The 12,631-nt window shown below is 49.2% G+C and carries 15 protein-coding genes; 14 read left to right on the forward strand and 1 reads right to left on the reverse strand.

The genetic code is table 11. From position 1 onward, the window contains the following. Positions 1-109 precede the first annotated feature (109 nt). From kefG to slyD, 4 genes are all read left to right on the forward strand, one after another. Entirely contained in the window at positions 110-661 is a 552-nt protein-coding gene (gene kefG / locus IO95_RS12010) for a glutathione-regulated potassium-efflux system ancillary protein KefG (protein WP_037385501.1), read from the forward strand. A 2-nt stretch (positions 662-663) separates the two neighbouring features. Then, the gene (gene kefB, locus IO95_RS12015) at positions 664-2,472 is read left to right on the forward strand and encodes a glutathione-regulated potassium-efflux system protein KefB (RefSeq protein ID WP_023492747.1); all 1,809 of its coding nucleotides are present in this window, start codon (positions 664-666) and stop codon (positions 2,470-2,472) included. A 75-nt stretch (positions 2,473-2,547) separates the two neighbouring features. After that, entirely contained in the window at positions 2,548-2,751 is a 204-nt protein-coding gene (locus tag IO95_RS12020) for a YheV family putative zinc ribbon protein (protein WP_037385504.1), read from the forward strand. Positions 2,752-2,967: 216 nt separating this feature from the next. Further along, positions 2,968-3,555 carry a peptidylprolyl isomerase gene (gene slyD, locus IO95_RS12025; RefSeq protein ID WP_023491345.1) on the forward strand — a complete coding sequence of 196 codons (588 nt, stop codon included), beginning with the start codon at positions 2,968-2,970 and terminating at the stop codon, positions 3,553-3,555. A gap of 48 nt (positions 3,556-3,603) precedes the next feature. On the opposite strand, the gene IO95_RS12030 is transcribed toward slyD, so the two are convergent. Then, positions 3,604-3,831, reverse strand: coding sequence for a protein SlyX (locus IO95_RS12030; protein WP_023491347.1), 228 nt, complete (start codon positions 3,829-3,831; stop codon positions 3,604-3,606). A gap of 384 nt (positions 3,832-4,215) precedes the next feature. On the opposite strand from IO95_RS12030, the gene fkpA reads away from it, so the two are divergent. From fkpA to rpsJ, 10 genes are all read left to right on the forward strand, one after another. Next, positions 4,216-5,073, forward strand: coding sequence for an FKBP-type peptidyl-prolyl cis-trans isomerase (gene fkpA, locus IO95_RS12035; RefSeq protein ID WP_023491349.1), 858 nt, complete (start codon positions 4,216-4,218; stop codon positions 5,071-5,073). 453 nt (positions 5,074-5,526) lie between these two features. Continuing rightward, positions 5,527-6,249 carry a transcriptional regulator gene (locus IO95_RS12040; RefSeq protein WP_023491351.1) on the forward strand — a complete coding sequence of 241 codons (723 nt, stop codon included), beginning with the start codon at positions 5,527-5,529 and terminating at the stop codon, positions 6,247-6,249. Continuing rightward, complete coding sequence (gene tusD, locus IO95_RS12045) at positions 6,249-6,638, forward strand: sulfurtransferase complex subunit TusD (protein WP_023491352.1); 390 nt, start codon at positions 6,249-6,251, stop codon at positions 6,636-6,638. The genes IO95_RS12040 and tusD overlap by 1 nt, the downstream gene beginning before the upstream one ends. 9 nt (positions 6,639-6,647) lie before the next feature. Continuing rightward, positions 6,648-7,007, forward strand: a complete 360-nt coding sequence (tusC, locus tag IO95_RS12050; RefSeq protein ID WP_023491353.1) for a sulfurtransferase complex subunit TusC — start codon at positions 6,648-6,650, stop codon at positions 7,005-7,007. Positions 7,008-7,016: 9 nt separating this feature from the next. Further along, positions 7,017-7,304: a sulfurtransferase complex subunit TusB gene (gene tusB / locus IO95_RS12055; protein ID WP_023491354.1), complete on the forward strand. Its 288-nt coding sequence runs from the start codon at positions 7,017-7,019 to the stop codon at positions 7,302-7,304. A gap of 143 nt (positions 7,305-7,447) precedes the next feature. Continuing rightward, the gene (rpsL, locus tag IO95_RS12060) at positions 7,448-7,822 is read left to right on the forward strand and encodes a 30S ribosomal protein S12 (protein WP_004930426.1); all 375 of its coding nucleotides are present in this window, start codon (positions 7,448-7,450) and stop codon (positions 7,820-7,822) included. 97 nt (positions 7,823-7,919) lie between these two features. Next, complete coding sequence (gene rpsG, locus IO95_RS12065) at positions 7,920-8,390, forward strand: 30S ribosomal protein S7 (protein WP_023490241.1); 471 nt, start codon at positions 7,920-7,922, stop codon at positions 8,388-8,390. 96 nt (positions 8,391-8,486) lie between these two features. Further along, complete coding sequence (fusA, locus tag IO95_RS12070) at positions 8,487-10,601, forward strand: elongation factor G (RefSeq protein WP_023490242.1); 2,115 nt, start codon at positions 8,487-8,489, stop codon at positions 10,599-10,601. Positions 10,602-10,668: 67 nt separating this feature from the next. Then, positions 10,669-11,853, forward strand: a complete 1,185-nt coding sequence (tuf, locus tag IO95_RS12075; protein WP_037385509.1) for an elongation factor Tu — start codon at positions 10,669-10,671, stop codon at positions 11,851-11,853. Positions 11,854-12,313: 460 nt separating this feature from the next. Continuing rightward, the gene (rpsJ, locus tag IO95_RS12080) at positions 12,314-12,625 is read left to right on the forward strand and encodes a 30S ribosomal protein S10 (protein ID WP_001181005.1); all 312 of its coding nucleotides are present in this window, start codon (positions 12,314-12,316) and stop codon (positions 12,623-12,625) included. The last annotated feature ends 6 nt before the right edge of the window (positions 12,626-12,631 follow it).

Consider the following 12,631-nt stretch of genomic DNA (forward strand, 5'->3'; position numbering starts at 1 on the left):
CAAGTTGTTTCAAGTTGAGTCTCCATTTCAGCCACTTGAAGGGCACCAGGTATTTTATCGGATTTAATTGTATGGGGAAGGGAGACTGGCAATTTTGAACGTAGAAATAATGTCGCAGCCGCCTAAGATTCTGTTGTTATATATTCACCCTGAGCCCCAGGAATCGGTGGTAAACCGTATTCTATTAGGTGCGGCAGAGCAATTGCAGCATGTTACCGTGCATGATCTCTATGCACACTACCCCGATTTTTTTATTGATATTGAGTATGAGCAGCAGTTGCTGCGTGATCATCAAGTCATCGTTTTCCAACATCCACTCTATACCTATAGTTGCCCAGCATTGATGAAAGAGTGGATTGATCGCGTTTTGGTTCGAGGTTTCTCCAGCGGTGTGGGGGGGAATGCGCTGGCAGGCAAATATTGGCGTTCGGTGATCACCACGGGTGAGCCTCAAGGCGCCTATAGTACCAGCGGCTATAATCGTTATCCGATAGAGGAGATATTGCGGCCTTTTGAGCTAACAGCAGCGATGTGTCATATGCACTGGATAAAGCCAATGATTATCTATTGGGCTCGTCGCCAGAAGCGTGAGCTAGTGTATAGCCATGCCAGTGCCTATGCGGATTGGTTACGTAACCCGTTACCCTATACGGGGAGATAAAGATGGAAGGTTCAACGCAACTGACCGCGATAATGTTGTTTCTGTTTGCGGCTGTCGTGACGGTGCCAATCGCCCGTCGCTTGGGTATTGGTGCCGTCTTGGGCTATTTGATTGCCGGTATTGCCATCGGCCCTTGGGGGTTGGGGTTTATCAAGGATGTGGATGAGATCCTGCACTTCTCAGAGTTGGGTGTGGTGTTTCTGATGTTTATTATTGGATTGGAACTCAACCCCAACAAATTGTGGCAATTACGCCGTTCGATTTTTGGTGTGGGGGCTGGGCAATTGTTGCTCACGGCTGCCGTGTTGGCAGCATTACTGTATTTGAGCCATTTTGCCTGGCAGGCGGCGGTGATTGGCGGAATTGGTTTAGCGATGTCCTCCACGGCGATGGCACTACAGTTGATGCGCGAGAAAGGCATGAACCGTAATGAAGGCGGGCAGCTAGGATTTTCGGTGCTGTTGTTCCAAGATATGGCCGTCATACCTGCATTGTCCTTGATCCCGATTTTGGCTGGTCGCGGGGGAAGTAGTGATGATTGGGCAGAGATAGCCATTAAAGTGGCCGCGTTTGGCGGCATGTTGATCGGTGGTCGATTCCTGTTGCGCCCACTATTTCGCTATATCGCTGCGTCCGGTGTGCGTGAGATTTTTACTGCCGCTGCCTTGCTGGTGGTGTTAGGGGCGGCGCTATTTATGGATGTTCTGGGGCTATCAATGGCGCTGGGAACCTTTATCGCTGGGGTACTGTTGGCGGAGAGCGAATATCGCCATGAGCTGGAAATCGCTATTGAGCCTTTCAAGGGGTTATTGCTTGGGTTGTTTTTTATCTCGGTAGGCATGGTACTGAATATGGGGGTGTTGTATACCCATCTGACCGAGATACTGCTTGGTGTGCTGCTTCTGGTAGTAGTCAAGTCAGGCGTATTGTATTTGCTGGCACGCATTGTCGCTCTACGGAGTTCAGTACGCCTTCAGTTTGCAGGCGTGCTAAGTCAGGGCGGTGAGTTTGCTTTTGTGTTGTTTTCAGCGGCGGCGACGCAACATGTGTTAAATACCGCACAGTTGGCATTACTGCTGGTGGTGGTGACGCTTTCGATGATGACGACACCATTATTGATGCAGGTTATTGATCGCATCTTGGCTCGCCGTTACAACGCTAAAGAAGAAGATGAAGAGGCACCTTATGTGGAAGATAACGATCCGCAGGTGATTGTCGTCGGTTTTGGGCGTTTCGGTCAGGTGGTGGGCCGTTTGCTGATGGCCAACAAGATGCGTATCACGGTACTTGAACGTGATGTCAGCGCGGTTGCTGCGCTGCGTCGTTATGGCTATCAAGTCTATTATGGTGATGCCACCGAACTCGAATTACTGCGGTCAGCGGGTGCTGAGAAAGCCCAATCCATCGTTATTACCTGTAATGAACCTGAAGATACCGTAGCTATCGTCCATCTATGCCAGCGGCACTTCCCGAATCTTACCATTTTGGCGCGCGCCAGGGGGCGTGTGGAAGCCCATGAGCTATTGCAAGCAGGGGTGACACTGTTCAGTCGGGAAACCTTTTCCAGTGCCTTGGAGTTAGGGCGCAAGACATTGGTAGAGTTGGGAATGCACCCTCATCAGGCCTATCGTGCGCAACAGCATTTTCGTCGGCTGGACATGCGGATGTTACGTGAGTTAATGCCACTTCATCAGGGGGATGTTTCGCAGCTCTCTCGTGTTAAAGAGGCTCGGCGGGAACTTGATGAGCTGTTTCATCGTGAAATGCAAAAAGAAAAGCGGCAGTTTGATGACTGGGATGAAGACGACTAGGCGATTATATTTTGTCGATTATGTTGAACTCAGATAGCGAACCCAATAACTCCCAACATACGGGTAACCATAAATATGTCGACAACACGGAAACGATTTATTGCTGGGGCAATTTGCCCGAGTTGTAATGCGATGGATACGTTGGCAATCTGGCGAGAAGATCAGGTCGAGGTCGTAGAGTGTGCTAAATGTGGTCACCACCAGCGCCAGACCAGCCAAATGGAAGAAAAACCGTTACGCCCGCAAGAGCAGGTGATCGCTATTTTTCATCCAGATTAGTCTAATTCAGTGTGATTTTTCATGCTGAAGGGTACAGCGGTGCAGATTTCCGTTACAATCTTCACCGATTTAGTGTCTGCCCAAAGTACTTTGGGTTGCTAGCAGGGGGCATTGAGAGCCACTGATAAGCTTACTGCGTAAGTGATTCAGGTGAGCAAACGCCGCCAATACCGCAGCAACCTAGAGTTAGAAGGGTATCCAACGGTAGGAGATATCATGAAAGTAGCAAAAGACTTGGTGGTCAGCTTGGCTTACCAAGTACGTACAGAAGACGGTGTTTTGGTTGATGAGTCTCCGGTGAGTGCACCGTTGGACTATCTGCACGGCCATGGTTCCTTGATCTCAGGTCTGGAAAACGCGCTCGAAGGTCACGATATCGGTGATCGTTTTGACGTACATGTGGGTGCTAATGAAGCTTATGGCAACTACGACGAAAACCTGGTGCAACGCGTGCCTAAAGATGTCTTTATGGGCGTTGATGAATTGCAGGTAGGTATGCGCTTCCTGGCGGATACCGATCAGGGTCCGGTTCCGGTTGAGATCACGGAAGTGGATGGTGACCATGTCGTGGTTGATGGTAACCACATGCTGGCTGGTCAGAATCTCAACTTCAATGTTGAAGTGGTTGCTATCCGTGAGGCGACGGAAGAAGAGCTGGCCCATGGTCATGTCCACGGCGCGCACGATCATCATCACGGTGATGGTTGCTGTGGCGGTCATGATGAGGGTTGCTGCGGAGGCGACGATCATGACCATGGCAAGAAAGAAGGGTGTAACGGTAACGGTGGTTGCGGCTGCCACTAACGTTGATACTATTACGATAAAAAGGTCGCTTTTGCGGCCTTTTTGCTTTTAGTAATGTGGTGGAGGCGTCTCTTCTGACTGTGATGCAATCATTGAGGGTTGGGTGGCGCGTAGTTTATCGGTCAGCAGGCGGAGATGTTCCTGAATTTTCAGCATCTCGAACTGATGTTGGACGATCGTTTGATTCAACTCTTCGATGGTCACTTCCTGAAAGGCCAGTCGGCTTTCCAACTCTTCCAGTCGTTGTAGCAAGTTCTTGTTGTCTACCTCGAGCATACGATTACCTCTTGCACGATTAAATCTGGGGCTGGCGTTATGTTAACAGTAGCCGCTGACTTTGTACTAGGCTCTTTCTATTTCGCTGGGCATTCAAGTTGCTGGAGCGATAGGTGTTAACTTAAAGCTTGGGTATATCTCAGTTGACTGGGGGAGTAGTATGGGCCTTCTTTCTGCCACTGGTGTCACTTTGGGGCTAAAAGTAAAGGGCGGTAAAACTTCTATTTGAATCCCAAGTCACATCTTGACTCAATTGATGAGCTGTGTGACTGTTTGGGTTTGTTTCTGGCAGCTATTGGTTTCTGGCAGCGATAGTAGCTTGGTTAATTAATTTTACTTAATGAATGATCGTTTGAGGCTTTGCTTCAGACTCTGGAGAACTGGATGAAATCTTTGTTTAAAGTCACACTTCTGGCCACTACGATGGCTTTTGCTCTGGGTGCGACTCAGGTTATGGCGGCTGATGATACTAACACCGCGGCCAAGCCGGCAGAAGCGGCTAAGCCTGCAGAAGCAGCAGCGGCACCCAGTGCTGCCAAGTTTAAGAGTGATGATGAGCAGGCAGCTTATGCACTGGGTGCATCGTTGGGCCGCTATATGGAAAATTCACTGAATGAACAAGAAAAGCTCGGTATCAAGCTGGATAAAGTACAGTTGATCGCGGGTGTTCAGGATGCATTGGCCAACCAGAGCAAATTAAGTGACGCCGATATCGGTAAATCTCTGCAAGATTTTGAAGTCCGAGTGCAGGCTAAGATCGAGCAAGACGGCGCTAAATTTGCTGAAGCTTTTGCCAAAGAAAAAGGCGTGAAGAAAACTGAGTCTGGTTTACTTTACAAAGTAGAAAAAGAGGGAACGGGCGACGCACTGAAAGACAGTGATACGGTAGTCGTGAACTATAAAGGGGCCTTGTATGATGGCCGGGTATTTGATAGTTCTTACGATCGTGGTGAGCCAGTCACACTCCGTCTGGATAGCGTGATCCCTGGCTGGACTGAAGGGCTGAAGCACGTCAAAAAAGGCGGTAAAATCAAGTTGGTGATTCCACCAGCATTGGCTTATGGCAAAGCGGGGATCCCAGGAACCATTCCTCCAAACGCGACACTGGTCTTTGATGTCGAACTGATGGATGTGAAACCGGCTGCCAAGGCTGAGGCGAAAGCAGAAAAAGCGGCTGATGCTGATGCTGCGGCTGATAGCAAAGCCAACGATGCAGCACCAACGGATACCAAAGCTCAATAAATCAGTTGATTGCTTAACCGCCGCGGATTATGTTCGCGGCGGTTGTCGTTTTGCTTCTCGTCAATAATGCCAAATTTCCAGCAAGTTTTATTTATCACCTTACTGATAACTTGACGTTTGCCGGGTCTCGGGCTTAACGTCAATACCTCGCACAGATGTCGCGGTTCTGGTCTGGCCGTTTTGTCAGATTAATGGTCTGTACTTGTTAATTATGCACTGCCTTTGAGGGCGTGTATCAATACCTCATTGTTTGCAAATAGTTGTTGGTTGGTACAAGGCCGGTAGCGGGCTCAAGTCATCAAGCCGACACATCTGTTGTTTGAAATCAATTGGGTATTAAGTTGCTCCTGGTTATCAGGGTCCACGGAAGACGGACATATTTTCCAGGCGCAACAGCACGAACAGTTTTATCTGTACCCCAGGCACAGGCGATTTATGAGGGTGGTATCTTCAATGTCTAATTCGCTTTTATCCAGCGAAGCCAGCGAACCTGATTTGCTGAATGAGCGCCCGTTTAGTCAAACGGATCATGAAATTTTGCAATCGTATGAAGCCGTAGTGGATGGTTTGGCTATGCTGATTGGTGGGCACTGTGAAATTGTGCTCCACTCGCTGGAAGATCTGAAATGTTCCGCGGTGCGCATTGCTAATGGCGAGCACACTGGGCGTAAAATCGGCTCGCCTATTACTGATTTGGCTTTGCGTATGTTGCACGATATGGCTGGCGATGATAGCAGCGTATCCAAGGCTTATTTCACTCGGGCCAAAAGCGGTGTACTGATGAAGTCGGTGACGATTGCCATCCGTAACCGTCAGCAACGTGCTATCGGTCTGTTGTGTATCAACATGAACCTCGATGTCCCGTTCTCGCAGATAATACAAACTTTTATGCCGCCAGAAACACAGGAAGTGGCTTCCTCGGTTAACTTTGCTTCCTCGGTGGATGATCTGGTGGCACAGACCTTGGAGTTCACCATCGAAGAGGTCAATGCCGATCGTGGTGTCACCAACAATGCCAAAAATCGTCAGATAGTGCTTAACCTTTATGAAAAAGGCATCTTTGATATCAAGGATGCCATCAATCAGGTCGCTGACCGCCTGAATATCTCTAAGCACACGGTGTACCTGTATATTCGCCAATTTAAAAGTGGCGACTTGTTGGGGGATGACCGCTGATGCTGAGCTATTGTTTATTGGTTACTGGTCCGGCTTATGGTACTCAGCAAGCCAGTAGTGCTTGGCAGTTCGCCAACGCCTTGTTGGCAGCAGGTCATGGCATTACCTGCATTTTCTTTTATCGTGAAGGGGTGTCGAACGCCAATCATCTGACTTCACCCGCGAATGATGAGTTCGATTTGGTTCGTGCCTGGGTGACGTTGGCGCAACAGCATGGCATTGAGCTGAGTGTCTGTGTGGCCGCTGCTTTACGCCGTGGTGTTACTTCTCAACAAGACGCCGCACAGCTTGGATTGTTGGCGGCAAATCTGCAACCGGGGTTTACCCTCAGCGGGTTGGGGGCGTTGGCAGAGGCGGCACTGAGTTGTGATCGTTTGGTACAGTTTTAAGTGAGCAAGATGAAACGAGTTGCGTTTGTTTTTACCCAAGGGCCACATGGCAATGCGACAGGAAGGGAAGGGTTGGATGCGTTGCTCGCCACGGCGGCCTTGGGTGGAGACATTGGTGTGTTTTTTATTGGCGATGGCGTGCTGCAATTGCTCCCTGGTCAGCAGCCTGAGAAGATCCTGGCGCGTAACTATATTGCAACCTTCGGTGTGTTGCCGTTGTATGAGGTGGAGAAATGTTATCTGTGTGCAAGCGCTTTACAGGAGCGTGGTTTGCAACAGGTCGTGGATTGGGTTTTACCGGCAGCGATCCTGCCAGAGGAAGCTTTACGCCAAAAGTTGGCTAGCTATGATGTCGTGATGACTTTTTAGGATAGTTTAATGTTGTATACCCTCAGTCGTTCGCCAACGCATTGTGATTTGCCAGCCATGTTAAGACTGATGGCATCTGGTGATGAGCTGTTGCTGTTGCAAGATGGTGTATTGGCTGGTCTTGTCGGGAGTGCCAGTCTTGATTTACTGCTTAATGCCCCCATATCGTTGTATGCATTACAAGATGACCTAGAGGCCAGGGGGCTTGATGGCTATTTTTCACACAAAATCGCCATCATCAGCTATACTGATTTTGTTCGATTGACCGAAAAACATCATAGCCAAATTGCATGGTAATCGTCTTGATGTTGTATATTTCTTGACACCTCTTCTGGTCAGCCATAAAATTCTGCGTCCTCGTACTTTGCCAGTAGTGCATACGAGGTGATTTATCACATGTTTACGAAGCAAAAACGAAGCAAAACCCAGGAGCTTTTTGAATGGCAACAATTAACCAGCTGGTTCGCAAACCACGCTCTGTGAAGGCTGCTAAAAGCAACGTTCCAGCGCTGGAAGCCTGCCCGCAGAAACGTGGTGTATGTACCCGCGTATATACTACCACTCCGAAAAAACCAAACTCTGCACTGCGTAAAGTATGCCGTGTGCGTTTGACTAATGGTTTCGAAGTGACTTCCTACATTGGTGGTGAAGGTCATAACCTGCAGGAGCACTCCGTGATCCTGATCCGTGGCGGTCGTGTTAAAGACCTGCCAGGTGTGCGTTACCACACCGTCCGTGGTGCACTTGACTGCTCCGGTGTTAAAGACCGTAAGCAAGCTCGTTCCAAGTACGGCGTGAAGAAGCCAAAGGCTTAATGGTTCTCCGTTAAGTAAGGCCAAACATTTTCACTTTAATGTCAAAATAAACTCGTAGAGTTTTGGACAATCCTGAAATTTTAAACGGAGTATTTCCATGCCACGTCGTCGCGTAATTGGCCAACGTAAAATTCTGCCAGATCCTAAGTTCGGATCTGAGCTGTTGGCTAAATTTGTAAATATCCTGATGGTAGATGGTAAAAAATCTACTGCAGAAACAATCGTTTATACCGCGCTGGAGACCCTGGCTCAGCGTTCTGGTAAAAATCATCTGGAAGCCTTCGAGGTTGCTCTCGACAACGTTCGCCCGACTGTAGAAGTTAAGTCTCGCCGCGTTGGTGGTTCTACTTATCAGGTACCAGTTGAAGTTCGTCCGGTTCGTCGTAATGCGTTGGCAATGCGTTGGATCGTTGATGCTGCTCGTAAACGTGGTGATAAATCCATGGCTCTGCGCCTGGCGAACGAACTGTCTGACGCGGCAGAGAACAAAGGTTCTGCTGTTAAGAAGCGTGAAGATGTTCACCGTATGGCAGAAGCCAACAAGGCGTTCGCCCACTACCGTTGGTAATACCACACTGTAGTTATGCTAACCAGGCGGGCGCTTTAGCTAGCCAACCCGCTTGGCTTAACTGAACTTGAACGCCCAAGGCAATAGAGGAATCAAATGGCTCGTATAACACCCATTGAGCGTTACCGTAATATCGGTATCAGTGCTCACATCGACGCCGGTAAGACCACCACTACCGAACGTATTCTGTTCTACACCGGTGTAAACCATAAAATCGGTGAAGTTCATGATGGCGCAGCTACCATGGACTGGATGGAACAGGAGCAGGAGCGTGGTATTACCATTACTTCTGCAGCAACAACTGCTTTCTGGTCTGGTATGGCCAAGCAGTTTGAGCCGCATCGTGTCAACATCATTGATACCCCTGGGCACGTTGACTTCACCATCGAAGTTGAACGTTCCATGCGTGTTCTTGATGGCGCTGTAATGGTTTATTGTGCTGTCGGTGGTGTTCAGCCGCAGTCTGAAACCGTATGGCGTCAGGCTAACAAATACAAAGTTCCACGCATCGCGTTCGTTAATAAAATGGACCGTATGGGTGCTAACTTCCTGAAAGTTGTTGGTCAGCTCAAATCTCGTCTGGGCGCGAATCCAGTTCCATTGCAACTGGCTATCGGCGCAGAAGAGAAATTCACCGGTGTTATTGACCTGGTGAAAATGAAAGCCATCAACTGGAACGAAGCAGATCAGGGCGTGACCTTCGAATACGAAGAGATCCCAGCTGACATGCAAGAACTGGCTGCTGAATGGCACCAGAATCTGGTTGAGTCTGCTGCAGAAGCGTCAGATGAGCTGATGGACAAATACTTGGGCGGCGAAACGCTGACCGAGGAAGAGATCAAGAAAGCTCTGCGTAAGCGTGTGCTGAACAACGAAGTGATTCTGGTAACCTGTGGTTCAGCCTTTAAAAACAAAGGCGTACAGGCAATGCTGGATGCGGTTATCGAATACCTGCCAGCACCAGATGACGTTGAGGCTATCAACGGTATTCTGGACGACGGTAAAGATACCCCGGCTGTGCGTCATTCAGATGACTCAGAGCCGTTCTCTGCACTGGCGTTCAAAATCGCTACCGACCCATTCGTGGGCAACCTGACGTTCTTCCGTGTGTACTCTGGTGTTGTTAACTCCGGTGACACGGTTCTGAACTCAGTGAAGTCAACGCGTGAGCGTCTGGGCCGTATCGTTCAGATGCATGCTAACAAGCGTGAAGAGATTAAAGAAGTTCGTGCAGGCGACATCGCTGCGGCAATCGGTCTGAAAGACGTCACTACCGGTGATACGCTGTGTGATCCTGCAAGCCCGATCATTCTTGAGCGTATGGAGTTCCCTGAGCCGGTAATCTCGGTAGCGGTAGAACCAAAAACCAAAGCTGACCAGGAAAAAATGGGTCTGGCTCTGGGCCGTCTGGCGAAGGAAGACCCATCATTCCGCGTATGGACTGACGAAGAATCAGGTCAGACCATCATCGCAGGTATGGGTGAACTTCACCTGGATATCCTGGTTGACCGTATGCGTCGTGAATTTAACGTTGAAGCGAACGTGGGTAAACCGCAGGTTGCTTACCGTGAAGCGATTCGCGCGAAAGTTACTGACATCGAAGGTAAACACGCCAAGCAGTCTGGTGGTCGTGGTCAGTATGGTCATGTTGTTATCGACATGTACCCACTGGAGCCGGGCTCAAATCCGAAAGGCTACGAGTTCGTCAATGACATTAAAGGTGGTGTGATCCCAACGGAATACATCCCTGCCATTGATAAAGGTCTTCAGGAGCAACTTAAGGCTGGTCCACTGGCCGGTTATCCGGTAGTTGATCTCGGTGTGCGTCTGCATTTCGGTTCTTTCCACGATGTTGACTCCTCCGAATTGGCGTTTAAACTGGCCGCGTCTATCGCCTTTAAAGATGGCTTTAAGAAAGCGAAACCTGTTTTGCTTGAGCCTATCATGAAGGTTGAAGTTGAAACGCCGGAAGAGAACACTGGTGACGTCATCGGTGACCTTAGCCGTCGTCGTGGTCAACTGAAAGGTCAGGAATCCAACGCTACTGGCGTTCAGATTCACGCTGAAGTTCCGTTGTCCGAGATGTTTGGATACGCAACTCAACTGCGTTCTCTGACCAAAGGCCGTGCTTCTTACTCCATGGAGTTCCTGAAGTACGATGATGCGCCGAACAACGTCGCTCAGGCCGTTATCGAAGCCCGTGGTAAGTAATTCGGGTTTAACACATTGATCAGTGCTCCCTCCATGAGGGGGGAGCACAAGAGTAAGGAATATAGCCGTGTCTAAAGAAAAATTTGAACGTACAAAACCCCACGTTAACGTCGGTACTATCGGCCACGTTGACCATGGTAAAACCACTCTGACAGCTGCAATCACCACCGTTCTGGCTAAAACCTACGGCGGTAATGCACGTGCTTTCGATCAGATCGATAACGCACCAGAAGAAAAAGCACGTGGTATCACCATCAACACTTCACACGTTGAATATGATACCCCGACTCGCCACTACGCACACGTTGACTGCCCAGGGCACGCCGACTATGTGAAAAACATGATCACCGGTGCTGCTCAGATGGACGGCGCTATTCTGGTTGTGGCAGCGACTGATGGCCCAATGCCTCAGACTCGTGAGCACATCCTGCTGGGTCGTCAGGTTGGCGTTCCTTTCATCATCGTATTCATGAACAAGTGTGACATGGTTGATGATGAAGAGCTGCTGGAACTGGTAGAAATGGAAGTTCGTGAACTTCTGTCTGCTTATGATTTCCCTGGTGATGACCTACCAGTGATTCGTGGTTCAGCGCTGAAAGCACTGGAAGGCGACGCAGAGTGGGAAGCGAAGATCATCGAACTGGCTGGCTACCTGGATTCTTACATTCCAGAACCAGAGCGTGCGATTGACAAGCCATTCCTGCTGCCAATCGAAGACGTATTCTCTATTTCTGGCCGTGGTACTGTAGTGACCGGTCGTGTAGAGCGCGGCATCATCAAGGTGGGTGAAGAAGTTGAAATCGTCGGTATCAAGGATACCGTGAAATCAACTTGTACCGGTGTTGAAATGTTCCGCAAACTGCTGGACGAAGGTCGTGCTGGTGAGAACGTGGGTGTTCTGCTGCGTGGTATCAAGCGTGAAGATATCGAGCGTGGTCAGGTTCTGGCCAAGCCAGGCTCAATCAAGCCGCACACTCAGTTTGATTCAGAAGTGTATATCCTGAGCAAAGAAGAAGGTGGTCGTCATACCCCATTCTTCAAAGGTTACCGTCCACAGTTCTACTTCCGTACAACTGACGTAACCGGTACCATCGAACTGCCAGAAGGCGTAGAGATGGTGATGCCAGGTGACAACGTGAACATGAAAGTCACCCTGATCCACCCAATCGCGATGGATGACGGTTTGCGTTTTGCAATCCGTGAAGGTGGCCGTACCGTTGGTGCAGGTGTTGTTGCTAAAGTTATCGCTTAATTGCAGATAATTTTTAAGTAGTAAAATAGGGCACTTATCCAGGTGCCCTTTTTTTATGCTTTTTTAACCATAAATAAAGACCATGACTTAGCCTTGATTGCATAAATTAGGCCGCAGCAGCAGATAGAGTCATTACCCACACAACAGATTATTGCGCTCCTGCAGTTTGATTGCCGTGGATATAACGCCTTTCATTATGCTAGCGATAAGTCACCATGGTTTTTCCTGTGGTTATATTTCATCCTTGGCTTGCTTCTTACCCTGTTTTGCGTATAATGCGCGGGCCTACCTGATCTTGGTGGCCTGATTTTAGCGAATCAGTCGACTGGCAAGTTCGTTTTGCCTCTCGAACAATACTCCCGATATGGGGGTTATATGTTGACGATTACACTCTCCCATCAATCGAAATGGGTGCGAGGAGTAATTATTTACGTTTATAAATAATTGGAGCTCTGGTCTCATGCAGAACCAAAGAATCCGTATCCGCCTGAAAGCGTTTGATCATCGTCTGATCGATCAATCAACTGCGGAAATCGTCGAGACTGCTAAGCGCACTGGTGCGCAAGTTCGTGGTCCGATCCCGCTGCCAACTCGCAAAGAGCGCTTTACCGTTCTGATTTCTCCGCACGTTAATAAAGATGCGCGTGATCAGTACGAGATTCGCACTCACAAGCGTCTGGTTGACATCGTTGAGCCAACTGAGAAAACCGTTGATGCTCTGATGCGTCTGGATCTGGCTGCCGGTGTAGACGTGCAGATCAGCCTGGGTTAATCAGGT

This window comes from Serratia sp. DD3 (assembly GCF_000496755.2).

What these genes read in the sequence shown, in the direction of transcription:
- kefG (WP_037385501.1), top strand. Translation starts at nt 110, where the DNA reads ATGTCGCAGCCGCCTAAGATTCTGTTGTTATATATTCACCCTGAGCCC.
- kefB (WP_023492747.1), top strand. Translation starts at nt 664, where the DNA reads ATGGAAGGTTCAACGCAACTGACCGCGATAATGTTGTTTCTGTTTGCG.
- IO95_RS12020 (WP_037385504.1), top strand. Translation starts at nt 2,548, where the DNA reads ATGTCGACAACACGGAAACGATTTATTGCTGGGGCAATTTGCCCGAGT.
- slyD (WP_023491345.1), top strand. Translation starts at nt 2,968, where the DNA reads ATGAAAGTAGCAAAAGACTTGGTGGTCAGCTTGGCTTACCAAGTACGT.
- IO95_RS12030 (WP_023491347.1), bottom strand. Translation starts at nt 3,831, where the DNA reads ATGCTCGAGGTAGACAACAAGAACTTGCTACAACGACTGGAAGAGTTG.
- fkpA (WP_023491349.1), top strand. Translation starts at nt 4,216, where the DNA reads ATGAAATCTTTGTTTAAAGTCACACTTCTGGCCACTACGATGGCTTTT.
- IO95_RS12040 (WP_023491351.1), top strand. Translation starts at nt 5,527, where the DNA reads ATGTCTAATTCGCTTTTATCCAGCGAAGCCAGCGAACCTGATTTGCTG.
- tusD (WP_023491352.1), top strand. Translation starts at nt 6,249, where the DNA reads ATGCTGAGCTATTGTTTATTGGTTACTGGTCCGGCTTATGGTACTCAG.
- tusC (WP_023491353.1), top strand. Translation starts at nt 6,648, where the DNA reads ATGAAACGAGTTGCGTTTGTTTTTACCCAAGGGCCACATGGCAATGCG.
- tusB (WP_023491354.1), top strand. Translation starts at nt 7,017, where the DNA reads ATGTTGTATACCCTCAGTCGTTCGCCAACGCATTGTGATTTGCCAGCC.
- rpsL (WP_004930426.1), top strand. Translation starts at nt 7,448, where the DNA reads ATGGCAACAATTAACCAGCTGGTTCGCAAACCACGCTCTGTGAAGGCT.
- rpsG (WP_023490241.1), top strand. Translation starts at nt 7,920, where the DNA reads ATGCCACGTCGTCGCGTAATTGGCCAACGTAAAATTCTGCCAGATCCT.
- fusA (WP_023490242.1), top strand. Translation starts at nt 8,487, where the DNA reads ATGGCTCGTATAACACCCATTGAGCGTTACCGTAATATCGGTATCAGT.
- rpsJ (WP_001181005.1), top strand. Translation starts at nt 12,314, where the DNA reads ATGCAGAACCAAAGAATCCGTATCCGCCTGAAAGCGTTTGATCATCGT.